The organism is Thalassolituus pacificus (assembly GCF_025318105.1).
GTDB lineage: Bacteria > Pseudomonadota > Gammaproteobacteria > Pseudomonadales > Oceanobacteraceae > Venatoribacter > Venatoribacter pacificus.
The window spans coordinates 1-25,010 of record NZ_JAOANI010000032.1 but is presented as its reverse complement, the minus strand read 5'-3'; the positions used below and the strand labels follow the sequence as shown (position 1 = coordinate 25,010).

Genomic DNA, 25,010 nt, shown 5'->3' with positions numbered 1-25,010 from the left:
CTAAAACTAATAAATCTCACTGCCCGGCGGCAGGTTTGTCGGCGGTGATGATAGTGTTGGGCGTATAGACAACGGCTTTTAACGGTTTTTTGTTAATGCTGTTAAGCATGTTGTTGTACGTCAGTTCGCCAATGCGAAAAAAATCGATACTGACCAGTGCGTGCAGTAATTGCTCCTGCATCAGCTGGTTGTATTCGGGTAATATTTTGCCAACACCGATAATCATCAGTGGCTTCTTTTTACGCAGTTCTTCCTGGAACGGCAGCAGAGTGTTGCGGTATGCCTGGGGGTTAATCAGCGGCCAGCTTCCTACCGACAGCATCACATCGGGCTTTATCTCTGCAAGCGTAATGCGTATTTGCGCCAGTGCGCGTTGGCTGCTGTCACCGCTATCCCAAAGACAGCGCTCAGGTTCATGCCAGCCACCTTCACCGCGCAGAGGTTGGCCATCGGCAAAGTCTGGATTTCCGCTCAGCTCCCGCCTGACTCCCAATACCCGTAAAGCCAGGTTGGTATCGTGCTCCGCCGTCATTAAACATACCGAACCGCCGTTGGGGTGGCGGGCTTTGGCTTGTCTGGCGAGATCACGCCCGAACTGTTGATTGTCGGTACCGACATAACTCAGGCTTAAACTCCGCTCAGATTCCGCGAAGGGGGAATCAAAGGTGATTACCGGAATCTCAGCCAATGAGACAGCACCGGCAATGACACTGGATTTAGTCACCGATATGGCCATGGCACGGTATTGGCGGCTGTTGATAGCACGTTCAATCGCTTGTGACTGCAGGCGGGCGCTGGCCTCTTGCTCAGGGCCAAGCAGTACACAATGATCCTGATTCTTTTGTGCCGCCGCCTCACATCCCCGCCAGACCTCGATAAAATTTTCATCGCTGGTGTTTTTGGCGATCAGGGCGAATGTATTCCCTTCGGCCCGTGTGTTGTCTGCTGTCATTATGGCTAACACGAGAAGCAGGGCGGTTTGAATCAGTGGATGCATCAGATACCTCTCTGCAGGATGGTTGCTCTGTATACCTGCATTATGTTCGCACAGCGGGAATTCAGGCCCATTCAAAGTTAGCCTTTAACGGCAAAAACTCAGGGAGAAGACATAAAAAAACGGCTATTGGCTGTTTGAAGGCTTTGTTGTTAACAATCTCAGCTACAAAAGCTCATGCTTAAAAACCAGGGCGGCTTTGAATAATTCTGTGCCCGCTTCGGCTTACAGAGAGCGTTCAGATTAAGGCACCATGCTGAGGGCAAAACAGGTTACATCAAAGCGTGATAACACCAAGCTGGATTTTTCAGCAAGTCCGAGGAAAGGGAGAGCTCCTGAGTATTTCGATGGTGTCGTCGACCTCAAAAAGGAGTCACGATTCACCTCAATAGATGCCTTGTCACCAGTACTCTGCAGCACTCGCGCGAAGTTTTTCAGAATGGTTCCTCGATGCCTTAGGTTACAAGTACAGACTGTGTTTCAGCGTGGTGGATAAAACCCGCGCGACCAGCTCAGTCTGCCGGCGTGTGTCGGTTTTGCGCAGCATGGATTTTATATGGCTGCGCACGGTTGATATCTCGCGGTTGAGTGTGCTGGCAATCATGTCGGCGGAGTCACCGCGACAGAGGTAACTGCATATCAGCCCCTCGGTCTGTGATAAACCGAACAGCTCGCTGATGTGTCGCGGTTGTGGCATATCGTGTTGTTGCCAGTCGTGAACACTGATCAGAACGCCGGGTGTTGATAGCGTTGGCCTGTTCTCTGCCACAGGGTTTATCAACGACGTCAATGTCAGGGTCAGTGGTTGTGCGGCATCGCGAAAGGCCAGGCTGGTGGCCGGCTGGCTGGGCTTGCGCTGCAGTTTGTGCAGCTCGGCGTACAGGTTGGCGTTGTGGCGATGGTCGCTGAACTGCAGGGTCAGGTTGGTTGACGATGGCTCGCTGGCATTGACTAACGGTGACGATTGCAGCCACTGACGCGCCGCCTGATTGGCGAATTGCAGTTGTAACCCGGGCGACATGACCAGTAGTGGTACGGTCATCGCGTGCAGTGCTTCAGCCAGATAGGCCGGCGTTTGCTGGCGCTGATGGGCCAGTTGTTGCAGGCTGATGGCGCGTCGCAGATGCGGTAGTAACTGGTCGAGCTGCTGTAATTCAGAAGCGCTGAAGTGGCCGTGCTGAGCACCACGTCCCAGCGTCAGGGCGACGCAATATTGGTCGTCGCGGTAGGCGATGGCACAGGCGCCATCGACCAGCCCCGCTTGTGCGCACCACTGGCTGATCAGTGGATCCTGCAGGGTTTGCTGATGATTAATGAAAGCGCTGCAAAAACCGCTCTGGCGATTGGCCAGATGAAACAGAGGATCACGCCAGGCCAGGTGTGAGATATACCACTGCACATCGGCTTCGGGCATGTCCTGATACCAGCCACCAATTACCTGGCTTTTGCGGGTTTCGCGAATCGACAGGGTAGCGGTCTGACAGCGGAACTGCTGTTGTAACAGAGCCAGAAACGGATTGAATCCGCCGTGGTCGGAGACCCCAAGGTACAGCTCGTCCAATAAGCGTTCCAGCCTGGGGTCGTTATCAAGTGGTAACCGTTGCAGTGCGGCGGCATTAACAAGTGCGTTCACGATCAATAGGCCTGTTCCATTAACTGGGGTATATTGTCGCTGCGGGTAGCTTTACCCCATATAGGGGAAGTTGGGGGAAATCCATGTCATGGAGAAGAAGTTAATGGAGTACCATGATCCCTTTCATGCGTTGTTAGTTGATACCTATCAGATCGCCCGGCAGGTGGATGCAGCAAACTTTAAGGCCGCGATACTGCAACGTCTTAAGCAAGTGGTGCCGTTAGATACCGCGTTCTGGATGACGCGCAGCGAGGTAGATACCCCTTACGTGGCGGAGGAAACCTATACCTACAATCTGCCGCCGGACGTGCAGGACAATTACATTCGCCACCCAACGGTGCTGCAGCAAGCACTGGAGCTGAACCGGGTGCTGATGGAAAATATCGGCACCACCATTGATGTGAAAAGCATCATCCCCCAGGAGCAGTGGCTCAGCAGTAATATGTATTTATTGCATTGCAAAAAATACGATATTGAACACTCCATTATGACCCTATACCCGAGTGATCATAATCAGATGATTGCTTCGATCTCACTCAACCGGCACGCCCATAACCCGGAATTTTCAGAGCCACAACGTTTATTAATACAGCGTTATGTACCGCATATGCTGGAAGCAGAGCGGATTAATACCATTCACAGTATGCAGCGCTCGGAACGCGATCGGGTGCTGCGTGCGGTGGTGGATAAGCACGGCCATATCATTGAAGCCAGCCCACGCTTTAACACCGCGATCATGCATCTGGGACTGGATGCTGAGGGCACCATCTGTCGTGATGTCTTGCAGCAGCGTTTGGCTGACGAACGCTATTTTCAGCTGGTGGTACGCCAGGAAGCTGGTCTGGCTTATCTGGAACTGCATCAGCCACCGCTGGATCAATTGATCAGTGCCCGAAAATTACAGCTGGCGCATTTGCTGGCGCTGGGCCATCCGAATAAAACCATCGCCGCCGAATTGCATTTATCACTGGATACCGTGAACGATTACGTTAAAGAGCTTTATCAGATACTAGCGGTGAATTCGCGTTATGAGGCCATTGGTCAGCTGCTGGCGATGAGCAATACACAAGCGGCTGAACATGAATCCGGGACCTGTGCCCGGCAACGCTTTATTGGTGCACAGCTGTTGTTTTCGCATCAGGGGGATTTATTGTACAGCGATGACTGCCTGGCTGAGCTGGCTCCGGAGTTAAGCGATGTGATTGCAACACGGCTGCAGCACAGTGAATGCCAGTATCACTATGATAACGGGCTGATCATCAGCCTGGATAAACGCAAAGAATTTTTGCTGGCCAGCATTACCGATATGTCAGCCTATGCCGATTGCTTAACGGCCCGGGAAATTCAGGTGGCTTTTTTAATTGGTCAGTTTTTCTCGAATGCCGCCATTGCCGGGGCGCTGGGAATATCGGTTAAGACGGTCGAAAACCAGCTTACCCGCATCTATCAGAAACTAACACTGCGCAACCGCTCCGAGCTGGTTGCGCAGTTAAATCAGAGCGTTGGCTTACAGCGCCACCTGCAGAATTTCCAAGAGCTGTAATCGCCATGATAAATCCCCGCTATAACACTGAAGCAGCGTTATAACGGGAGTAATTTATACCGGGAGTAATTTATACCGGGAGTAATCGTTATTTTACTTCCACCTCCGCACCGGCGCCTTCAAGCTCAGCTTTAATTTGCTCAGCCTCTTCTTTGCTGCTATCGAACAGCCGCGCCTGGCTGTTTGGGGTATTGCTGTTACCGCGGCGGCTATAAAACAGTTGAGCTTCGTTATTGCTTTGCGTGCCCTTTTGGGCGGTATAAACCAGCGTTGTCTCATCGGAATTATCGAGATAGACGTTAAGGCTGCCTTTCATCGATAAAAACTCACCGACATCGATATCGCTATCAACGGTTTGTGTATCTAACCAGCTATTGCCATCGTAAAAGCGGCTGTAAAGCGTGCCGCGTCCAACCGTGTTATTGGACTGATCAAAGGTGTAACCAACCCAGGCAATAACGGCTTTACCGTTATCATTGATGTCGCCAACAAATTTACTGGCGACCAGTTCACCGCCGTTCTGATGTCGGGTGCTGGTTGCTGCAAACGAACTGGCATCGGAGAGATTCGTATGCAGCTCGGCATTGTTGTTACTATCCAGCACCGACCACAATGTCAGGCCATAATCGGCGCCATCACTTAAATAGGTTTGCAGTGTCAGTGTGGCGATTCTGAGTTGCTGGTCCAGTGTAGTTGCCAGCGACCAGCTGCTGCCATTATGGAAGCGGGCTTTTAAATCAGCGCTTTCATTGAATACCGTTAAGCTGTGCTTGGTATCATTCAGAGCCATACTCGCGATATTGTTAGTACCTTGAGGCGAGGCAATATTGGTTGCGGAAGCAAGGCCTGCTTGCGTATCAAACTCTGAAATAAAGACACCCTTGGCATCTGAGGTGTTTAAAGTTAATACCTTACCTTCGCTATCGCTGCCCAGGCCAATCGCTGCAACACGACGGTTACTGCCGAACGAGCTGGCAGAGTTTCGCGGCTGCGAATTGCATTGGTCGCTGCTGTCGCAATACTGATACCGGCTATTGCCTAAATCACGGCGTCGCCAGGTCATTAACATACTGTTATCACCGGCTAAGGCAATATCGAGATCTTCTACGTTATTACAGAAATATTCGGCAGTTGGATTGGCCAAAATCCGTGCATTGGTGAAGCCAGCCCAGTTATTGCCATCGTAGCGGTGGTATCTGAGTATGCACTCAATGTGCCCGGTGGCAGCACTGACGGTATTCTCCGAGCGACCAATGATGGCTTTACCATTGCTGTTAATATCCCACACCAATTGGTCCTGAGGATCATGATTGAGTACAAAGAGGCCAGCTGTGCTCCAGCTTGTTCCATCAAATTCACGGGTATACAGGGCGTTATTTTTTCCATACAGCATCATGGGCTTATTGCCTGCGCCATCCATCAGTACCGGCCAGGTTGCAACAGAGCCATCTTCCAGTGCCGCCGGAGTGGACCATTGTGCCTGTATATCCGCAGCCGCTTCTGTTGTGGAAGTAAAGCTGAAGCTATAAACAACTGTGTTACCGGCCGACAGCGTTGCCGTTGTTGTGACACTGGTTTCATATTGTTCTGAGGTGTTGTGCAGGAAAATAATTTCATCACCCGCGCTGACCAAGGCTGTTTGTCTCAGATCGTCTTTGGTCGGTTTTTTAATAACATCCCAGGCGAAAGCAAAGGCACCACCTTCTTCAACGGTCAAGGTTAACTCACCGTCAAAGCCAGACAGAGTAACAGGAGCGAACGCGATAAAATCGTCGGTTGTGACATCGGTTAACGGTGTGATGCTGATGCTGTCAGGGGTGGTATCCCGGTTCTCCCCTGAGTTATTGCCATCAGTCATCTGGGATGTATCGGAGCCGGAACCTGAGCCGCCACCGCAGGCACTCAGGCTTAATGCCGTGGCCAGAATGGCACTGCTTAATACGGTTTTAAATACCTGGATTTTTAATAAATTCGTTGTTAAATGTTGGTTTTCCATCTCGGTTATCCTTATCAAGTCGTCAGGCGATAATGTATTCCTGACGCTTTGATCAGGCCTCCCCTGAATGGGGGAAAGTCATTTGTGGTAATAATTTTTACATCTTAAACTCCGTTCTTCTGGCATAAAAAAGCCGGACTCTCTTTCACAGAAAGTCCGGCTGTCAGCATTAATCAGGTAAGTAGTGTTTAATTAAGGGTAAACCGGCGCTTGAAGCTCTATGATCTTTCCGGCATCGGTTGAGTCATAGCACCACATTTTCTGGCCGTAACCATTGGCCGGGTTAGCGGTAATGGCATCACTGCAGCGTTGTGCCAGCGTGTCTGATGTTGTTGTTAATGTACGTGCTGGCACATTCACAAAAGGACGATAACCGGCCACTGCAATGCCTGGGGCATCGGAGTCAGACACCAGATAAATCAGGTCGTGATTATTCACGCCCTGAACCAGAGTCATACCTTTTACCGCCATCGGCTGCGCAACCCCCACAAACACATCGTTAACCGATTGTGAAACCACTACTGGAGTTGGGTTCTCAGGCGCGGTATTGATGTAATACAGTGTATTGTAGGCGTCATCATCCTGGTAGGTGAAGATATAGGCATTATTACCATAGGCGGCTACCGCATCGATACTGTCATTAGGGCCCGCTTGATACAGGCTTTCCGCTGCAGCTCTTTCCGTACCTGCGGATACTGAAACCGCACCTTGATCAATGGTTTTGGTGGTATCAAACTCTAATGTCACCTTAACCAAACGATCACCGCTGATACCTGAACTTACGGGTTCGCTGTAACCAGCTACATAAACTTGAGCGGCCGTGGCAGTGCTGCTACCTCCGGTAAAATGAGCGTCTAAGCCATTGCAGCCGCGAACAACGAAGAAGTTGTTGATGTCGGCCAGCAAAATACTTTCAACATCCCCTGGGTTTGTACTTTCCCAGATATGCAATTTGGTTGGCTGCTCATAACCCGTAGAGTTATTACCGTCCTGACAAGCGATCACATAGTCTTTGCCATTGGCGCTAATGATATCGAATTCCTGATAATCCTGACGGTCATTGAGATTATCGATATTGCGGATCTCGCTGAAGCTGGTTTGCGGGTAAGTGACCGACTGGAATGAAAACTCATCACCGTCCTGAGCGCTTACCGGTTTGCCTTTCAGCAGTGAGATAGCAGGGTTGTCTTTCGTGCCACCGTAGCTCAGACCGAGAATACGATCTTGTCCGGCACTCCAGCTGGTGTCGGTTAATGTGACCGGATTTCCACCCTGATTGTTGTCGCCTGGGTTGTTGCCGCCAGGGTTGTTACCCGAGTTGTCTGTCGGATTGCCACCACCCGATCCGGAATCGCCGCCACAGGCTGTTAAGGTCAGTGTGCTGGCTGCGATCGCCGTGGTTAATAGAGATTTTAAAACGTCAGTGTTCATTGTATGTGCCCTTACGATCAGTTCAGGCTGCAATGTATTCCTGACGCTTTGATCAGGCTTCCCCAAAATAGGGGAAATTAAATTAATGAGGGGTTATGCGTACTATTTGGCAAGAATGACTTGTACTGGGAGGCTATTCATCATTCTGAACAGCTTCGCGTGAGTGTTACAGAATGTGTTTGGCTGAAGTAAGTGGCGGGTTCTTTTTGAGGTAGAAAACACCATTAGGGTTCTGTTATATCTGGCACTAATTCTTAAGGTAAGTTGTGAGAGTGGGCGATGTCTTACTAATTCGTCTCTAATTCGAACATAAACGCTCTCCGTCAAAGCACTCTGCAGCACTCATGCGAAGCGGTGCGGAATTATTCAGACGTGCCTTAGCATTCCTGTGTATCTGATAACGTATTCTGCGGGTAATTACCAGTCTGATTGGTCGGGAAAATCCTGTTTATTGCAGGGAATAATCCGGCCGGATGATGTGTTGCCGTAACCATATATTACTATTTCAGATGTCAATACTGGTAGAATGGCGATGGGATATTACGTAATGCTAAGGATTGTTCATGAAGTACAACCAGCAGGTGAGTGCCAATATTGCTCAGCTGAAGGAAAAAGTTGAGGCGGCAAGCAGTCAGGAGGATCTGGTCAGAACGATTCGTTCACTGGAGCACCATCCGGGCCCACTGGATTATAACGATAAACTCTGGGTCGTTATCAGTGTGCTGTTTCTGGGCTTTGGAGGGCTGGCGTTATTCAGTATTTTTTTCCGAAGTCTGCCGTATGAATTCGATTATTGGTTGGGAGTCGTGCTGTTCTACAGCCAGTATTGGTTGCCTCTGACCGCCGCTGTCTTCTGGCAGCTCTGGCGTGAGGAGCAAGGCAAGGTACGATTCTTATCCCGGCATATTAAAACTCCGGCGCAGCGTGTCGTGGTGGTAGCCGGAGTCACACTGGCTCTGGTGTTGACCCCGTACTGGGGACAGTTGTATTGGGGGGCATTTCAGGCGCTGCTATTGTTGATTTCAGGCGGTGGATTTGTTTCTTCTGAGCCGGCTCTGCCGTTGTTTTTATTGGTTTCCGGAGGCGTTATCGGGTGGTGCTCATATCGCCGTAAGCACTGGCGAAGACCCCTTTCTGAGCGGATCAGTCTGTTGGATATTCTGTTTAACAATGGACTTAAGGCTTTACCTTTTAAAAGAAAAGAGAAAGCCAAAGAGCTGGGTCAGCAGTTTAAGGAATTTATTCGCGGCAATGATCTGCGCGAAATTCAGCATTTATATCAGGGGCATTATGAGGGCGAGCTGCACAGTTTTGATTACCGCCTCTACCGTTTTCATTACGTTGTACGTCGTACCGAAACCTACACCGACTCCAAGGGTAATACTCGTACCCGCGTGGTAAGAAACAGCTATTACCGTCATGGTCTGCTGTTGCACTTTCCATTTGCCAGAGGGTTGAGTCTTGAAGGTGGCAGCGGTATTTCTTTCAGCGGAGAAGAGTACACAACAGCTTCAAATGAATTTAACCGGTTATTCAGCGTCCGCGCTGATAAAGAGATCGCCGCGGCCCGTTTCTTATCGCCCGCTGTGATTGAAGCAATGCTGGCTATGGCGTCTGAGTACTCACGTCCTGTGCTGGAAATAAACGTCCGTGGTGATCTGTGCTTTGCTTTTAATAATGACGATATGCTGGAGTATAAGCGTCATTATAATCTGGAGAATCCCGTTGAATTTGCCAGCGAAATTGCCAAGCACGATGAACTGAAAAAGCTCGATGGCTTACTGTTTCAGATGCATAACCTGATGCGCCTGACGGATAATAATTTTGAACTCTGACCGGGTTGCCGGTTTACTTTTGTGGAGAGCGTATGAACGATTTGTTTTTTTTACTGGTTCCGGTGCTGCTGTTGATTGCCGTTGTCATTATTTATAACGGCATTGTGGGCAAGTTTAATGCCGTTGACCGCGCCTGGGCATCGGTTCTGACTCAGGAGCGTCAGAAAAATAAAATCATTCCCCATGTGGAAAAGTTGGTCGAAGACTACAAGCTGCACGAAAGCAGTGTTCTGGCGGATGTTACCCGCTTGCGTAACAGCATCGCTGAACTTGCTAATCCATCGTCTGCCACACCGGATACCGCTAAGCTGGCTCAGGCAGAAAAATACACGGCCAGTCTTTTGCAGGGATTAAAAGTGGCTGTTGAAGCTTATCCGGAACTGAAAGCCTCGGATCTGTATCTGAAACTGATGGCGGAAATATCAGAACAACAAGAGCAGATTGGTGCCGCCTTACGTATATTCAATCGCAATGTTGAAGAGTTTAATAACGCGATTCAGATGTTTCCCGGATCGTTGGTGAACAGCCTGCTAAACCATAAACAACCGCTACAGAGTTTTACAGATAGCGAGGCTCAGGCTGGTTTTGATTACAAACCCAATCTCTGACGGGGTTTGATGCGACATAAAAAAACCGGCCATTGGCCGGTTTTTTTATGTCGTTGCTATTAACAGATAACAGCGGCAGCGGATTACAGCAGGCTGTTAACCGCTTCGACTACCGCATCCACGGTAATACCGAATTCTTTAAACAGCAACGGCGCCGGTGCGGATTCACCAAAGGTGTCCATACCGATGATCTTGCCGTTCAGGCCCACAAATTTGTGCCAGTAATCTTTGTGCAGCGCTTCCACGGCAACGCGTGCGCTAACGGCGGCGGGCAGTACGGCTTCCATATAGGCAGCGCCCTGTTTGCAGAACACTTCCGCACACGGCATGGATACTACGCGCACGTTCTTACCGGCCAATTGTTCGGCAGCGGCGGTGGCCAGTTCTACTTCAGAGCCGGTCGCAATAATGATGGCGTCCGGTGTACCGGCACAATCTTTCAGGATATAACCACCACGGGCAATGGCAGCAACCTGTTCAGCAGAACGCGGCTGATGCTGCAGGTTCTGACGGGAGAAGATCAGCGCGCTTGGGCCATCTTTGCGCTCGATAGCGGCTTTCCAGGCGGTAGCGGATTCGACGGTATCGCATGGACGCCAGGTTTCCAGGTTCGGCGTGTTACGCAGGTTGGCGACTTGTTCTACCGGCTGGTGCGTTGGACCGTCTTCACCCAGACCAATGGAGTCGTGGGTGTAAACGAAGATGGAGCGTTGCTTCATCAGCGCGGCCATACGTACGGCGTTGCGGGCGTATTCCATAAACATCAGAAAGGTGGCGCCGTAAGGAATGAAGCCTCTGTGCAGAGCGATACCGTTCATCATTGCGCTCATGGCGAACTCACGCACGCCGTAGAATACGTAGTTACCGGCAGCATCGGTTTCGCTCACGCCCTGGCAACCTTTCCACAGGGTCAGGTTGGAACCGGCGAGGTCAGCAGAACCACCGAGGAATTCCGGCAGCAGCGGGCCAAACGCGTTCAGAGTGTTCTGCGAAGCTTTACGCGAAGCAACTACTTCGCCTTTGGCCTGACATTCGTCGATATAAGCCTGAGCCTGGGCAGAGAAATCGGCTGGCAGTTCATTGCCTACACGACGTTTGAATTCGGCTGCCAGCTCCGGGTAAGCCGCGGCATAGGCGGCGAATTTTTCGTCCCAGCTTTGTTCGGCGGCCTGACCTTTTTCTTTTGCGCTCCAGCCTTCATACACATTGGCAGGAATTTCGAAGGCACCGTGTTTCCAGCCCAGACGCTCGCGGGTGAGGGCGATTTCGTCGTCGCCCAGTGGTGCGCCGTGGCAGTCTTCTTTGCCTTCTTTGTTGGGTGAACCAAAACCGATGATGGTTTTGCAGCAGATCAGGGTTGGCTGCTCGGTGTTAGCGCGGGCGGTTTCGATGGCCTGTTTGATTTCTTCAGGGTCGTGGCCGTTAACGCGTGGAATTACCTGCCAGCCGTAAGCTTCAAAACGCTTAACGGTATCGTCGGTGAACCAGCCTTCCACTTCGCCGTCGATGGAAATGCCGTTGTCATCGTAGAAGGCAACCAGTTTGCCCAGACCCAGAGTACCGGCCAGTGAGCAGGCTTCATGGGAAATACCTTCCATCATGCAGCCGTCACCCATAAACACGTAAGTGTGGTGATCAACCACATTGTGCTTGTCGCGGTTGAACTGTGCGGCCAGAACTTTCTCGGCCAGTGCCATACCGACGCCGTTGGCAATGCCCTGACCCAGTGGGCCGGTGGTGGTTTCAATACCCGGTGCATAACCGTACTCCGGGTGACCCGGTGTTTTGGAGTGCAGCTGACGGAAGTTTTTCAGATCGTCGATGCTCAGATCGTAGCCGCTCAGGTGCAGCAGCGAGTAGATCAGCATTGAGCCGTGACCGTTGGACAGAATAAAACGGTCGCGGTCGGCCCATTCCGGGTTATTCGGGTTGTGCTTCAGGTAGTCATTCCACAGGACTTCGGCGATATCGGCCATGCCCATAGGCGCGCCTGGGTGGCCGGATTTGGCCTTTTGTACAGCATCCATGCTCAGTGCACGGATGGCGTTCGCCAGTTCGGAACGAGATGTCATGTAACGACTCCTGATCAAGGTTCGGTTCTGGCCAGCAAGGTTTGCCCGGAGGCGACCAATTGCCAGCCTTTAAAAAAAGGGGCGCCATTGTCGCGCAGAAGGGCTGTTTCAGCAATGGCGCTGGTCAGTCTGCGGGCAGATAAATAGCAGACAAACCTGCATTCTCAGACCGTTATCATGGCCGATATTCACCGGGTCAGCGTCTTTGTCGCGTGACACACTGCGCAGCATTGGGTTCTTGCCGGAACCCGTTAATAACAATAACACCACTCAACGCCGCTGGCGGGACAGGGTTCAGGCTCAGAATTCAGGAGATACGCATGAAAAATTTCAATAATAAAGTGGCGGCAGTAACCGGCGCCGGTTCCGGCATTGGGCGTGCCCTGGCCATTAATCTGGCGCAGCAGGGCTGCCATCTGGCGTTGAGTGATGTCAGCGCCAAAGGTCTGGAAGAAACGGCGCTGATGCTGCAAAGCTCAGGCGTGAAAGTGACCACCACTATTCTGGATGTATCTGACCGTGAAGCGGTCTATGCCTGGGCGGATAACACCGCCAAAGAGCACGGCAAGGTCAACATGATTTTCAACAATGCTGGTGTGGCGTTGTCGGGAACGGTGGCTTCTCTGAGTCTGGAAGATTATCAGTGGATTATGGATATTAACTTCAACGGCGTGCTGTATGGCACCAAAGCATTCCTGCCGCATCTGGAAGCTTCCGGCGAAGGCCATATCATTAATACATCCAGTGTTTTTGGCCTGGCATCCCAGCCGTTAATGAGCGGTTATAACGCCAGTAAATTTGCGGTGCGTGGTCTGACTGAATCACTGCGTCAGGATCTGGAAATCTCCGGTTCGGCCGTTAGCTGCAGTTGTGTGCATCCGGGTGGGATTAAAACCAATATCGCTAAATCGGCGCGTATGGATGCCAGCTGCGCCGAGGTGACCGGCACTTCACAAGAAGAAGCGACCAAAGAATTTGAGAAGCTGTTTATTACCACGCCGGATAAAGCGGCAAAAACCATTCTCAACGGTGTGCGCAAAAACAGCCGCCGCATTCTGATTGGCCCGGATGCCCGTATGTTTGACCTGCTGGTACGTATGCTGCCGGCCACATATCAGTGGATTTTCACCAAGGCGGTGCAGATGCAGGCGAAAAAAGCCACCCGCCGGGCAAAAAACGCCTGATGACGGTGCTCTGAGCACGAATAAAAACGGGAGGCCTGCCTCCCGTTTTTATTGTTCTGCTCCGCTTCTTTTTCTTCTTCCGTGCAGCGTACCTGCTCTTTTCTACAAGTTTTCTCCGCCCCGTTCACAAAACCGACCCGCCTTCCTTGTTGATTTTTGACCTCTGCTGATAATATCCCGCTCAATATCGGAAGTGGACTTTACTGCAGGTCGCTTCATCTTCGCCCTATGGCATTTTTAACAAGGAGGTTGTTTGTGGGAACACCCGTATTGTATCCAGCCGGCCCGCAGCAGGTGCCGGCTGATCTGACCAAACCACGCGGTTCTTATCAGCGTCAGGCGTGGCTGGCAATGGCAGGTCTTACTCTGTTTATGCTGGGTTATATTGCCCTCGGAATCTGCTTTGCCGTAATCACCTTTAATGGCATCACGCACCTCAACACCTGGGGTTTTGATCTGTTCCGCCTGGTCATTACGGTGTGTGCGGGTCTGCTGACCCTGTTTATTGGTAAATCATTGTTTGCGGTACGCAAATCCGGTGACCCCCACGGTATAGAAATCAGCGAACAGGACCAGCCGCAATTATTCGCATTTATTTATCGACTGGCGGATGAAATCGGCGCGCCACGCCCGCACCGGGTGTTTCTGACGCCGGAAGTTAATGCGGCGGTATTTTATGATCTGTCGTTATTGAACCTGATTTTTCCATCGAAAAAGAATCTGATCATCGGCCTCGGGCTGGTGAATGTACTAACACTGGGTGAACTGAAAGCCGTACTGGCTCATGAATTTGGCCATTTTGCCCAGCGTTCGATGATGGTTGGGCGTTGGGTATACGTTGCCCAGCAGATCATCGGCCATATGCTGGCGACACGTGACTGGCTGGATAATCTGGTGCGGGGCCTGGGCCGTACCGATCTGCGCATTGCCTGGCTGGGGTGGTTGTTGTCGCTGATTATCTGGTCGATCCGCGCGGTGGTCGACACGATGTTCCGCCTGGTCATCATTGCGGAACGTGCCCTGAGTCGCGAAATGGAATTTAACGCCGACCTGGTTGCCGTATCCGTTACCGGCAGTGATGCCTTAATTAATGCGTTGCATAAGTTGCAGGCGGCCGATCAGGCCTGGCAAACCGCGCTCAGCGTTGCGCAAACGGAAGTCGATGCCGGCAAGCGCTTAAGTGATTTATTCAATGCTCAGAACATCACCATGGAAGCCATGCGCCGGGTGCTGGATGATCCGCAATATGGCCTGCCGCCGGCGGCGGACGATGCCGAATCTGCTGCCGCGCACCGGGTGTTTACCGAATCCATGGCGCGTCCGCCGCAGATGTGGGCGACTCATCCGGCGAACCGCGACCGTGAAGAGAATGCCAAGGCACGCTACATTGCCGCAGAGATTGACGCGCGCAGCGCCTGGGAAGTCTTTGCTGAAGCGGAAGCCCTGCGTACAAAAATCAGCGCCGGTTTTTATAACGGCGAAAAGCATGATGAACTGGAAGCGGTCGGCGAAGACGACGCGGTAATGAGACATTTCTCGCACAGTTCCTTAAATCCACAATATCGCGGTAATTATCTTAACCGCGATGTGATGCGTAATTTTTCATCGTTAGCTGAGCTGCTGGACTGTGGTTCGCTGGAAGCCTCGGCAGCGCAATCCCTGAGTAAGGTTTACCCGCTGGAACTAAAAGAACAGCTGGCCGCAGCGCGCAGTCTGGAAAGTGAAATCAGCACCCTGAAAGCCTTAATGAGCGGTGAGCTGAAACCTTCCGGCGGCGTGATCCGTCACCGTGGTGAAGAACTGCAAAAAGCCGATATTCCGCAGGTGCTGGATCAGCTGGCAGCAGAGCGGACGGAGCTGACCAAAGCCTTAAAAGAGCACGACGCCAGTTGCCACCGCGCGCATCTGCAGGCGGCGGCTGATATCGGCCGGGGGTGGGATGATTATCTGCACGGCTTGCTTGGCCTGTTGCACAGCTGCGAACATCTGGCGGCGGTGGTTCGTAATGAACAAGCCTTGCTGGGAAATACCTGGGCGGTGATCACCGCTGACGGTCAGATTGGTTTCTTTGAAAAGCGCCGCATACTCAACGTTGCCAGAGCCGTAGATGAGCGCATGTTCGAAGTGTCGGCGGGGATGCTGCACCTGCAGCTGACGGATAAACTTATTACCGCGCTCGGCGTTGAAGACTGGAAGGAACAGTGTCCGCAACTGGCATTGCCAGAGGTTGATAAAAAGAACTGGATTGAGTGGTGTCCGGCTGCACATGAGCGTCTGGATGGCATCGCCGGATTGCTGGAATATATGAGCGCTCTGTTGCTGGAAGATGTGATTGTTACCGAGCAATATTTAGCACAGTCGGTTCAGCAGCCGGATGCTGTGGATAATACTGTGCAGGCACCGGCCGCCGGTGTGGCACCTTACCACTACCCCGTATTACTACCCGGTGATGAACACCAACTGCAGAGCAAGCTGGATTTATGGAACCGTTTCCAGCTGGCGCATGGTTTTATGCCGACACTGGCGCGTCTGTTCGTGGCCGGAGCCATTGTTGGTGGCACGGTTTACGGTGGTTGGGTAATTGCTTAATCTTTGCTTAGTGGCTGCTTAGTAGCTGCTTGATTCAAGCGGGTGAATAAAAAACAGCGGCTTTTAGCCGCTGTTTTTTTATTCGGTATGTTGTATCGGTTTTGATCGCGTTAAGCGTATTCAGCGCACCAGCTCATACACACACATATTCACCGCCGAGGCTAAATTCAGCGATTCAATCGCGCCATTGCCGTTAATGGTAAACGGCTGGGCGTTCATGGCGTCGAGTTGTTCACGCGGCACGCCACGGGCTTCGTTACCGAATACATAGCAATCAAACTCTTTAAAACCGCAGTCGCTTAACGCCTTGCCCTGCATATCGAGACAGGCAATGCGGGTATAGCGTTCGGCCACTACTTCGAGCGCCACATACTGCTCCAGCGCGACGTGGAAAATAGCCCCCATACTGGAGCGCACAACCTTAGGGTTGTAGGGATCAACGCTGTTGGCACTGAGCAGACAACGGAAACCACCAAACCAGGCGAGGGTGCGCAAAATTGTTCCTAAATTGCCCGGGTCCTGAATTTCATATAAATAAATGGCGCGTTCGTTTTTGACCGGCTGCAGGTTGCTTGCCTGAACCGGAGCAAAAGGCACGGCGGCAATAATGCCCTGCGGACTTTTGGTATCGGACATCTGGCTCATGGCTTTATGACCGACGACTGTGGTGCGCAGATTCAGGCTGATATTCTCCGCCACCCAGTCCTGATATTGCTCGGTAATAAACAGCTGCGACTGGGCCAGATGTGGCTGGGTCGCCGCTGCTTTCTGCAGCTCCAGAATCAGGTGCTCACCTTCCACCAAAAAGTGGTGCAGTTCTTCACGGTATTTTCTGTGCTGCAGTTTTTTTACGTCATCAACTTTCATGGCTTCAGCCCTGGTTCGCGTATTGCGCAAGGATGTCCAGCGCGACCGCTTCGGCGACTTTAATACCATCAACCCCGGCAGATAAAATACCACCGGCGTAACCTACGCCTTCACCAGCCGGATATAAACCTTTGGTGTTCACACTCTGCAGGGAGTTGCGGTCGCGGGCGATACGCACCGGCGATGAGGTGCGGGTTTCGATGCCGGTTAAAATTGCATCGTCGCGGTCAAAGCCACGGATCTGTTTGCCGAATTCCGGCAGAGCTTCGCGGATGGCTTCAATCACATAGGAAGGCAGTGACGGATACAGGCTGCCGAGTTTAACGCCGGGTTTATACGACGGCTCAACCTCACCGAATTCGCTGGAATCTTTTCCGCGAATAAAATCACCAACCAGCTGGCCCGGTGCGCAATAATCGCTGCCACCCAGTTCGTAGGCTTTTTCTTCGAGTTTTTCCTGCAATTCAACACCGGCTAATGGGCCACCGGGGAAATCCTGCTCCGGATTAATACCGACGACAATGCCGGAGTTGGCATTGCGCTCGTTACGGGAATACTGGCTCATACCATTGGTAACCACACGGCCCGGCTCGGACGTGGCAGCAACCACGGTACCGCCGGGGCACATGCAGAATGAATACACCGCACGGCCATTTTTCGCGTGATACACCAGCTTATAATCAGCGGCGCCCAGTTCCGGGTGACCGGCGTATTTACCTAAGCGGGCATGGTCAATTAACGATTGCGGATGTTCGATACGGAAGCCCACAGCAAAAGGTTTGGCTTCGACGTACACGCCTTTTTTATGCAGCATACGGAAGGTATCACGCGAGCTGTGACCCAGCGCCAGCACCACATGACGGCTGTGAATCACTTCGCCATCAGCCAGTACAACGCCTTCGGTCTGGCCATCTTCATTGCGCAGAATTTCAGTGACCTTGCTTTCAAAGCGCACTTCGCCACCGAGCTTTTTAATTTCTTCGCGCATGGTCGATACCACCCCGGTTAACCGGAAGGTACCGATATGCGGCTTGCTGACGTACATGATTTCTTCCGGCGCACCGGCACGGACAAACTCGTGCATCACTTTGCGGCCGTAAAATTTCGGATCTTTGATCTGGCTGTAGAGCTTGCCGTCGGAAAACAGACCGGCACCGCCTTCACCAAACTGCACGTTGGATTCCGGCGTCAGGGTTTTCTTGCGCCACAGTGCCCAGGTGTCTTTGGTGCGCTGGCGTACTTCTTTACCGCGCTCCAGTACGATCGGTTTAAAGCCCATCTGCGCCAGGGTTAATGCGGCAAACAGACCACAGGGACCAAAGCCAATCACCACCGGGCGCTCGTTCAGACCTTCCGGGGCATGGCCGACCGGGTAGTAGTGGGTGTCTGGCGCCGGGCGGATATGCACATCCTTTTCAAAGCGCGCCAGCAGCTGCTCTTCGTTGCGTGCTTCCAGATCAATGATGTAAACAAATTTGATCTCGGTGTTTTTCTTACGCGCATCGTAGCTGCGTTTAAACACTGTGAAGTTCAGCAGGTCGGCATCCTGAATGTTCAGACGCTCAAGAATGGCCGCGCGCAGCGCTTCCTGCGGGTGATCGAGGGGCAGGGCAAGTTCGGTAATACGGATCATAAGACTTCCTGGCCGGTGACTCCGGCAGAGGTTAGGGGCAGAAGATAAATATGGCGCCATTCTAACCGATGTGCCGGCGTTGGCCTATTGGCAGAGATGCTGACGAGGTACACAGAGGGTGACTTTCAGATGGTTGGTTGTACCGTTGTCAGGCCATGCTGGTTTTGGATTTGACGTTATCTTGACCTGTATCCTACAGGACGTAAATGGATTGTGACGCAGCCCGCTTTTCGGTAAAAACTGCGCGAATGATGATTTAAAAAACCGTATTATCCGCGCCCCCATACACCTTAAAAAGGACTTGTTTGTTTATGAATATTAAAGCGGCTTTACTGGCTGTTGCGGTTACTTTGCTTGCCGGTTGTGCTTCGACCTTCCAATACAGTTCAGGCTCTGAGGAATATCGTAATAAACCGCTGGTAATTTCATCGGTTAAGGTTGAGGTACGACTGGATTCGGCCAAGCAGCCAAAGGGTTATCTGACCGAAGCTGAAATTGCCGAAACCGTACGTGCCGACATGATTCGCCTGCTGCAGGAACATGATGCCATTACTTACGCTGAGAATGCGGCGGATGGTCTGAGCACAACGGTTAAGCTGAACTACTTCCGTAAGTTCAGCTATGGCGACGCAATCGCTAAGCCGGAATTCAGCGGCAGTATCTATGTTGATCATGGCTCCAAACGTCTGGGTTCCCGCTCTTTTGCTAAGGCCACAACGAAATTTGGCGGCTTTACCGATGCTATGGTAAATGCTGAGGTTGCTGTTGGTAAGTGGGATCATGAAGATGAGCCGCGTGATCTGGAAGTGATTGCCAGTGTTCTGGTGAGCGATCTGGAAGACTTCTGATCCGCTCTCTTCCCTGGCCTGTTAATAACCATTAAACAGGCCCTCATCAAATGCCGGTTGTATCAGCCTTTATCTGTTTGCCAGCCGCTACCTGTCAGGGCATCGGCTGGTGACTTACCCACTCCAGCACAAACTGAGTAAACGCCTTAAGCCGTGCCGGCATGACATCGCGGTCGCGGTAATAGAGGTAGACCGGTCGCTGCTGCCCCTGCCAATCGGGTAATACCGCCTGTAAACCTTCGGCCGATGTGTCGCTGGCCAGATAGTAGGTTGGAATCAGTGCGATGCCGAGCCCGGCTTTGGCGGCGTTGGCGGCAACATCAATATCGTTAACGCGCAGGCGCGATTGCGGTGCCAGACGAAAATATTCCTGATTGTGTTTATTCTGCAGCAACCATTCATTGATCGGGTAGGCAGCCAACAGCGGATGCTGATGCAATTGTTGCGGATGGCTGACCGGTTCCGCGTTTACCAGATACTCTGAGGATGCGCAGAGGACCATGCGGGTTGACCAGACGGGGCGGGCAATCCAGCTGCTGTCGCGTGGCTCGCCGACCCTGAAAGCCGCATCAATATGTTGCTCGATCAGATTTTCATATTGATTGGACAGAACCAGATCAAGCTGAATCCCCGGATACTGTTGCATAAAGGCAAAGAAGCATTGGCCCAGCCAGCTTTGCGTCATGCTGACCGGCGCGGTGATACGCAGGCGTCCCCACAGGCGGGTGTGCTGATCGTCCAGCTGATTACGGATCTCGCGCAGCTCGGCTAACAGCGGTGTACAACGCTGATAATAGTGTTCGCCCAGCTCGGTCAGCGAAAAATAATGCGCACTGCGTTCCAGCAGCCGGCCTCCCAGCGTCTGCTCCAATCCTTTCAGGCGACGGCTCAGGGTTGCCTGTGGAATGCCGGTGGCTGTGGCAGCCGCGGCGATACCACCATGCTGCACCACCTGCCGAAATAACCAGAGATCATCGAGAGAAAGCTTTGATTTCATTTATGGAATATAACTTGCCAAATGTCGCTATTTATTAACATATATGAAATCAATAGGCTAACCCCTGTATTAACGATCCATACCGGGTCGCAGCTTTTATCCGGAGTTTTGTTGTGAATTCAAATGCCAGTATCTGGTTACTGATTGTGTTCAGTACGTTGTTTTGGGGCAGTAATTTTAATGCTGGCCATGAAATTGCCGGGGTGATGCCGCCCCTGACGGCCGCTGCCGAACGCTTCTTTATTGCGCTGGTGATTTTCTGGTTATTCCGCTGGTGGTCAGGCAAGGCAGAATCTCAGCTGCATTGGCGCGATGCTCCGGTGCTTGGAGTACTCGGAATTCTCGGGGTGTTTGGTTTTAACTATGCGTTTTTTATTGCCCTGCACAGCACAACACCGCTTAACGCCGCACTGATTATGGCGTTGTCGCCGCTGGTGTCTGTGCTGCTATCTGTGGTGCTGCTGAATGCGCGCATGAAAGCGGTGCAGATAGCCGGGATGATATTGGCTTTTGTCGGCGTCAGCCTGGTTATTACCGGTGGTGATTTCAGCCAGCTGAATGTTGCCAGTGGTGATTTATGGATGTTGCTGGCCTGTCTGGTCTGGAGCTTGTACAGCGTGGGCTCGAAAAAATACGCTCCGCACATTCCACCGCTGCAGTTTGCCCGCTGGACGGTCAGCATTGGGGCGATAGCCTTAATTGTTGCTGCGCTGGTGATTGAGCAACCGCAGCAGATTATTCCGCAACTGACGCTGAAGTCGCACAGTATTCTGCTGTATATGGGACTGTGTGGTTCGGTACTGGCCTATGTGTTCTGGCTGAAAGGCGTACAGCAGTTAGGGCCGGATAAATCAGCCATCGCCTTTAACCTTGTGCCGGTTTTTACCTTGCTGGTCAGCCTGATGCTGGGCGTTATGCCGAATGCGTTACAGGTTGGGGGGCTGGTACTGGTGTTGTTTGGCGTATTAGTCTTCAACGGTAAGGTGGCGTTGCCTGCGGCTCTTAAACCATCGGCAGGCCGGGTGGGATAACGGCGAGGTCAGCAGCAAAAAGTGCAAAGCGCCAGGGTTAGATAAAAAGCGCCGCCGCAGTTATATCGACTGCGGAGCTTTCTGCAAAATCCAGCTCAGCGTTGCCACTTTTTGGCGTAATCCGTTATGCCAAAAAGTGGTTCCTTGATCTGAACGTTTTAGTATGCCGAAGCGGGCACTGAATTATTCAGAGGTGCACTTAAGAGGTGCCTTAATAGTAAATAGTCCAATAAGTCAGGCAAATAAAACATTCATCTTAATCTGTTGGAGTGGGGTTCTATTTTTCACCATTAGTTAATATTGAATCGTGATCGGTGACCATTTTCTTACGGGTTATTGGCTCTCTGCTTTTATGTTAAACGCTAAGCTGTACATCACAGGCAAAACGATTAATGTCAGCAGTGAAGCGAAGCCTAAGCCAAAGATAATGGTAATCGCCATTGAGCCGAAAAAGGCGTCTGAGATCAAAGGAATCATCCCCAGCATTGTGGTTATGGCTGCCATCATCACAGGACGAACACGGCTGATACAGGAATCCACTAAAGCTGCATAATCTGTTTTACTTTCACTGAGTTCAAGATTGATTTGGTCAACCAAGACGATGCCGTTTTTAATCACCATGCCCGATAGACTCAGTAAGCCAAGCAGTGCCATAAAGCTGAAAGGCGCACCAAAAATCAATAATCCTGCCGATACACCAATTAACGCCAGCGGCACAGTCAGCCAAATCACCAGCGGCTGGCGAACAGAGTTAAACAGAAAAACAGTGATTAAAAACATTGCCAGGTAACCCATTGGAATGGAGTTAAATACGGCGGTTTGTGCTTCGCCAGCGGTTTCATGCTCACCGCCCCATTCCAGGTGATAGCCTGAAGGTAAGCTAATCGCCTCAATCTGGAATTTTACTTTACGCAATACAGAATCAGCGGTTTCATTACTGTCAATACTGGAGTCGGCTAATACCGCCAGCATACGCATACGGTCACGGCGCATCACTAATGGATTTTCCCACTGAGTATCAAAGCGACTGACTACCTGGGTGGCAGGAATAAAGCTATTGCTCTCACTGCTCCAAATTTGCATTTGCCACAAATTGTCGGCCTGCATTCGTTCTGCTGCAGGTGCACGCGCCACAATGGGGAGCAAATGGCTGGTCTCGCGATACAAACCGATTTGCTTACCGCTAAAGTTAAGCAATAGCGCATTGTCGAGATCTTGCTTGCTGATGCCCGATTCACGTGCCTGGGCGTTTTCAAGCTGAGGACGGATCACATTGACTTGGTTACGCCAGTCGTGACGAATGCCATCCATGCTGGGTTCGTTGTGGAAGATGGTTATTGCCTGTGCTGCTAAACTGCGCAGTATTTCAGGATCTTCACCATAAAATCTGGCTTCAATTTTTGCCGCCGGCGCCGGGCCATTTTCCATGTTTTTGAAGCGATATTGCGCTTGTGGATAATGTTCCTCTAAGAATTTTTTCAGTTCTGGCATATAAGCCTGAACCGCAGCTAAATCTTTCATTTCCACAATCAGTTGGGCAAAGGCGGGATAGCCTTTTTCTGGCTGGTAGGGCAATACAAAGCGTTGCGCCCCTTGTCCAATCACGCTGGATAAATGTACTAGCGCTGAATTTTTGTGATCATTTTGATGTAAGACTTCATGTTCAATATCGGTAACAAAACGCTCGGTAGCTTTAATGTCTGTGCCTTCTTGCATCCAAATATCAACAAAGAAAATTGGCGTATTCGATGCCGGAAAGAACACGTTTTTAATATGACCAAACCCGATGACTGCGGCTAGTAACATTGCGGTAACTAAGGAAATGCTGGCTAAGCGAAAACGCAGAGAAAAGGTTAATATCGAACGATATCCGTTGAAGAACCAACCTTTATAGGGAGTAGTTTCTTCGATTTCAGGTACGCCATCTTTAAATAGTAAATGACAGAAAAACGGTGTCAAAGTAATGGCCGTCATCCAGCTGATAAACAGGGATATCATCAGCACCTGAAATAGCGATCGACAGAACTCGCCGGCGGCATTTTGCGATAAACCAATTGGTGCAAAAGCAATGATCGCAATCACAGTGGCCCCGAGTAGTGGCCATTGAGTTTGGCTTACAATCTGCTTAGCCGCTTCCAGACGGGTTTTTCCCCGGCTAAGACCAATTAAAATACCTTCGGTGACGACAATCGCGTTATCGACCAACATCCCCAGGGCAATGATCAGCGCACCAAGTGAGATAAGTTGCAGCTCAATTCCTAATAGTTTCATCACAATGAACGTACCAAGAATCGTCAGCAGTAAGATCAGCCCCATCAACAAGCCCGAACGCAGTCCCATAAACAGCAGCAGTACTGCTATTACAATTGCTATCGACCCGAGTAAGTTAATCAAGAAGTTATTAACGGTGCTGTCAACCACCTCGCTCTGGTTATACACCGTGTCTAAGTTCATACCTATGGGGCGCTGGCTCTCAAGCTCGCCAAGGCGCTCCTTCACTTTTCTGCCCACGTCGACGACATTTACGCCGCTGGAAAAAGAAATTCCCAGTGATAATGCTGCTTCTCCCTTATTGTGATATAAAATATCGGGCGTTTCGTCATAGTCTTTTTGATGCTGGCAATATCGCCTAAATAGATAAGCTCTGCGCTCCCCGGAGGGCTGACGACTAAGTGTTCCAGTTCGTCGACCTGACTAAATTCTCCCGTAGGATGAAGACGGATTCGATTATTACCAATCACAATACTCCCGGCGTTTGATACCCCATTTTGATTGTTTACCAGGCTGTAGATGTAGCTTTGATCTAATCCAAGTGCGGACAGTTTTTTCTGGGATATTTCAATGACGACTTGTTCGGTAATATCCCCTTTTAATGATACTTTTTTCACGCCTGGTATTAGTACCAGTTCGCGGCGCAGATAGTCGGCGTAGTTTTTCAACTCGCGATTATTAAAGTCATTGCCTGACAGGTTTAGTAAAATTCCATACACGTCACCGAAGTCATCAATGACTCTCGGCGTGGCTGTACCCGGCGGTAAATGACTCGCAGTGTCGTTAACTTTTCGACGCACTTCGTCCCACACTTGTGGCAGGCTGTCTTTATCGTAACGTTCTTTTAGCTCAATCTGAATTTGCGACAAGCCCGTACTATTAATAGAGGTAATATGCTTAATACCGTCGAGTTGCTGCAGAGCATCTTCGAGTGGCAGGGTGACTTCTTCCTCAACCTGCTCAGGTGAAGCCCCGGGATACGCTGTGATCACCAAGGCTTGTTTGATGGTGAATTCAGGAAACTCCAGCTGGCCTAAACCCGTAAAAGCAATGCTGCCACCAACGAGTAGCAGTAGTGCAAACATCCAGCTAATAACTTTATGACGGATGGAATATTCAGCGATGTTCATCCATTATACCCCGCGCTGCCAGCGTAATGGCTTGACCTTCATTCCGTCTGACAACTGTGCGACGCCAGCGCTAACGATAAGATCTCCTTTAGCTAAACCTGAGGTCACTTCAACACCATCTGTACTGACGTGGCCCAGCGTTACTGCTTTGGAGCGTATGTCACCACTCGCGGTTTGATACACCCATACTTGCACGCGGCCATCCTGATCGCGTTTATCTATAGATGACACGGGTACTATAACGCCCATGTCGGTTTGATTGTCCCTAGTATCAACTTTGAACCGCGACAGTAGCTCCTAAATTCCATAGTACACCTCCTCTGGTGTTTTGTAGTTGAGTCGTTTTCT

The 25,010-nt window shown here is 51.1% G+C and carries 19 protein-coding genes; 7 read left to right on the top strand and 12 right to left on the bottom strand.

Annotated elements, in window-relative coordinates; all coding sequences use genetic code 11:
* Window positions 1-16: 16 nt before the first annotated feature.
* Window positions 17-997: a substrate-binding domain-containing protein gene (locus NYR02_RS18980; RefSeq protein WP_260977937.1), complete on the bottom strand. Its 981-nt coding sequence runs from the start codon at window positions 995-997 to the stop codon at window positions 17-19.
* Between the two features lie 457 nt (window positions 998-1,454).
* Entirely contained in the window at window positions 1,455-2,627 is a 1,173-nt protein-coding gene (locus tag NYR02_RS18975; protein WP_260977936.1) for a helix-turn-helix transcriptional regulator, read from the bottom strand.
* Window positions 2,628-2,715: 88 nt separating this feature from the next.
* On the opposite strand from NYR02_RS18975, the gene NYR02_RS18970 reads away from it, so the two are divergent.
* Window positions 2,716-4,170 carry a LuxR C-terminal-related transcriptional regulator gene (locus NYR02_RS18970; protein ID WP_260977935.1) on the top strand — a complete coding sequence of 485 codons (1,455 nt, stop codon included), beginning with the start codon at window positions 2,716-2,718 and terminating at the stop codon, window positions 4,168-4,170.
* Window positions 4,171-4,258: 88 nt separating this feature from the next.
* Here NYR02_RS18970 and NYR02_RS18965 read toward each other — a convergent pair whose 3' ends face one another.
* Both NYR02_RS18965 and NYR02_RS18960 read right to left on the bottom strand, forming a co-directional pair.
* Window positions 4,259-6,166 (bottom strand): ribosomal protein L7/L12, encoded by a 1,908-nt coding sequence (locus NYR02_RS18965; protein ID WP_260977934.1) that lies wholly within the window; start codon window positions 6,164-6,166, stop codon window positions 4,259-4,261.
* 192 nt (window positions 6,167-6,358) lie between these two features.
* A complete protein-coding gene (locus tag NYR02_RS18960; RefSeq protein ID WP_260977933.1) occupies window positions 6,359-7,597 on the bottom strand; it encodes a hypothetical protein in 1,239 nt (412 codons plus the stop codon).
* Window positions 7,598-8,160: 563 nt separating this feature from the next.
* Between NYR02_RS18960 and NYR02_RS18955 the strand changes: the two genes are divergently transcribed.
* Together NYR02_RS18955 and NYR02_RS18950 are read left to right on the top strand one after the other, a co-directional pair.
* Complete coding sequence (locus NYR02_RS18955) at window positions 8,161-9,432, top strand: DUF3137 domain-containing protein (protein WP_260977932.1); 1,272 nt, start codon at window positions 8,161-8,163, stop codon at window positions 9,430-9,432.
* A 32-nt stretch (window positions 9,433-9,464) separates the two neighbouring features.
* A complete protein-coding gene (locus NYR02_RS18950) occupies window positions 9,465-10,040 on the top strand; it encodes a LemA family protein (protein ID WP_260977931.1) in 576 nt (191 codons plus the stop codon).
* An 83-nt stretch (window positions 10,041-10,123) separates the two neighbouring features.
* Here the strand turns inward: NYR02_RS18950 and tkt are convergent, their stop codons facing one another.
* Window positions 10,124-12,112 carry a transketolase gene (gene tkt / locus NYR02_RS18945; RefSeq protein ID WP_260977930.1) on the bottom strand — a complete coding sequence of 663 codons (1,989 nt, stop codon included), beginning with the start codon at window positions 12,110-12,112 and terminating at the stop codon, window positions 10,124-10,126.
* Between the two features lie 108 nt (window positions 12,113-12,220).
* Window positions 12,221-12,382, bottom strand: coding sequence for a hypothetical protein (locus tag NYR02_RS18940; protein ID WP_260977929.1), 162 nt, complete (start codon window positions 12,380-12,382; stop codon window positions 12,221-12,223).
* A gap of 50 nt (window positions 12,383-12,432) precedes the next feature.
* Between NYR02_RS18940 and NYR02_RS18935 the strand changes: the two genes are divergently transcribed.
* A complete protein-coding gene (locus NYR02_RS18935) occupies window positions 12,433-13,296 on the top strand; it encodes an SDR family NAD(P)-dependent oxidoreductase (protein ID WP_260977928.1) in 864 nt (287 codons plus the stop codon).
* Window positions 13,297-13,551: 255 nt separating this feature from the next.
* Window positions 13,552-15,885, top strand: coding sequence for a M48 family metallopeptidase (locus NYR02_RS18930; RefSeq protein WP_260977927.1), 2,334 nt, complete (start codon window positions 13,552-13,554; stop codon window positions 15,883-15,885).
* 120 nt (window positions 15,886-16,005) lie between these two features.
* On the opposite strand, the gene NYR02_RS18925 is transcribed toward NYR02_RS18930, so the two are convergent.
* Window positions 16,006-16,752, bottom strand: coding sequence for a TrmH family RNA methyltransferase (locus tag NYR02_RS18925; protein ID WP_260977926.1), 747 nt, complete (start codon window positions 16,750-16,752; stop codon window positions 16,006-16,008).
* Between the two features lie 4 nt (window positions 16,753-16,756).
* Window positions 16,757-18,385, bottom strand: a complete 1,629-nt coding sequence (locus NYR02_RS18920; RefSeq protein WP_260977925.1) for an NAD(P)/FAD-dependent oxidoreductase — start codon at window positions 18,383-18,385, stop codon at window positions 16,757-16,759.
* A gap of 311 nt (window positions 18,386-18,696) precedes the next feature.
* On the opposite strand from NYR02_RS18920, the gene NYR02_RS18915 reads away from it, so the two are divergent.
* Window positions 18,697-19,233, top strand: coding sequence for a hypothetical protein (locus tag NYR02_RS18915; protein WP_260977924.1), 537 nt, complete (start codon window positions 18,697-18,699; stop codon window positions 19,231-19,233).
* Between the two features lie 94 nt (window positions 19,234-19,327).
* Here NYR02_RS18915 and NYR02_RS18910 read toward each other — a convergent pair whose 3' ends face one another.
* Window positions 19,328-20,230, bottom strand: a complete 903-nt coding sequence (locus tag NYR02_RS18910) for a LysR family transcriptional regulator (protein ID WP_260977923.1) — start codon at window positions 20,228-20,230, stop codon at window positions 19,328-19,330.
* A gap of 113 nt (window positions 20,231-20,343) precedes the next feature.
* Here NYR02_RS18910 and NYR02_RS18905 point away from each other — a divergent pair, with 113 nt between their 5' ends.
* Window positions 20,344-21,261: a DMT family transporter gene (locus tag NYR02_RS18905; RefSeq protein WP_260977922.1), complete on the top strand. Its 918-nt coding sequence runs from the start codon at window positions 20,344-20,346 to the stop codon at window positions 21,259-21,261.
* Window positions 21,262-21,594: 333 nt separating this feature from the next.
* On the opposite strand, the gene NYR02_RS18900 is transcribed toward NYR02_RS18905, so the two are convergent.
* From NYR02_RS18900 to NYR02_RS19660, 3 genes are read right to left on the bottom strand one after another with little or no spacing between them, the layout of a single operon-like run.
* Window positions 21,595-23,805, bottom strand: coding sequence for an efflux RND transporter permease subunit (locus tag NYR02_RS18900; RefSeq protein WP_338055966.1), 2,211 nt, complete (start codon window positions 23,803-23,805; stop codon window positions 21,595-21,597).
* Window positions 23,784-24,662, bottom strand: coding sequence for an efflux RND transporter permease subunit (locus tag NYR02_RS19550; RefSeq protein ID WP_338055964.1), 879 nt, complete (start codon window positions 24,660-24,662; stop codon window positions 23,784-23,786). The genes NYR02_RS18900 and NYR02_RS19550 overlap by 22 nt, the downstream gene beginning before the upstream one ends.
* Window positions 24,663-24,665: 3 nt before the next feature.
* Window positions 24,666-24,911 carry a hypothetical protein gene (locus NYR02_RS19660; RefSeq protein ID WP_476756260.1) on the bottom strand — a complete coding sequence of 82 codons (246 nt, stop codon included), beginning with the start codon at window positions 24,909-24,911 and terminating at the stop codon, window positions 24,666-24,668.
* Window positions 24,912-25,010: the final 99 nt, after the last annotated feature.

Excerpts from the sequence above, each read along its gene's own strand:
- NYR02_RS18980 (WP_260977937.1), bottom strand. The coding sequence starts at position 997 with ATGCATCCACTGATTCAAACCGCCCTGCTTCTCGTGTTAGCCATAATG.
- NYR02_RS18970 (WP_260977935.1), top strand. The coding sequence starts at position 2,716 with ATGGAGAAGAAGTTAATGGAGTACCATGATCCCTTTCATGCGTTGTTA.
- NYR02_RS18965 (WP_260977934.1), bottom strand. The coding sequence starts at position 6,166 with ATGGAAAACCAACATTTAACAACGAATTTATTAAAAATCCAGGTATTT.
- NYR02_RS18960 (WP_260977933.1), bottom strand. The coding sequence starts at position 7,597 with ATGAACACTGACGTTTTAAAATCTCTATTAACCACGGCGATCGCAGCC.
- NYR02_RS18955 (WP_260977932.1), top strand. The coding sequence starts at position 8,161 with ATGAAGTACAACCAGCAGGTGAGTGCCAATATTGCTCAGCTGAAGGAA.
- NYR02_RS18950 (WP_260977931.1), top strand. The coding sequence starts at position 9,465 with ATGAACGATTTGTTTTTTTTACTGGTTCCGGTGCTGCTGTTGATTGCC.
- tkt (WP_260977930.1), bottom strand. The coding sequence starts at position 12,112 with ATGACATCTCGTTCCGAACTGGCGAACGCCATCCGTGCACTGAGCATG.
- NYR02_RS18935 (WP_260977928.1), top strand. The coding sequence starts at position 12,433 with ATGAAAAATTTCAATAATAAAGTGGCGGCAGTAACCGGCGCCGGTTCC.
- NYR02_RS18925 (WP_260977926.1), bottom strand. The coding sequence starts at position 16,752 with ATGAAAGTTGATGACGTAAAAAAACTGCAGCACAGAAAATACCGTGAA.
- NYR02_RS18920 (WP_260977925.1), bottom strand. The coding sequence starts at position 18,385 with ATGATCCGTATTACCGAACTTGCCCTGCCCCTCGATCACCCGCAGGAA.
- NYR02_RS18915 (WP_260977924.1), top strand. The coding sequence starts at position 18,697 with ATGAATATTAAAGCGGCTTTACTGGCTGTTGCGGTTACTTTGCTTGCC.
- NYR02_RS18910 (WP_260977923.1), bottom strand. The coding sequence starts at position 20,230 with ATGAAATCAAAGCTTTCTCTCGATGATCTCTGGTTATTTCGGCAGGTG.
- NYR02_RS19550 (WP_338055964.1), bottom strand. The coding sequence starts at position 24,662 with ATGAACATCGCTGAATATTCCATCCGTCATAAAGTTATTAGCTGGATG.
- NYR02_RS19660 (WP_476756260.1), bottom strand. The coding sequence starts at position 24,911 with ATGGGCGTTATAGTACCCGTGTCATCTATAGATAAACGCGATCAGGAT.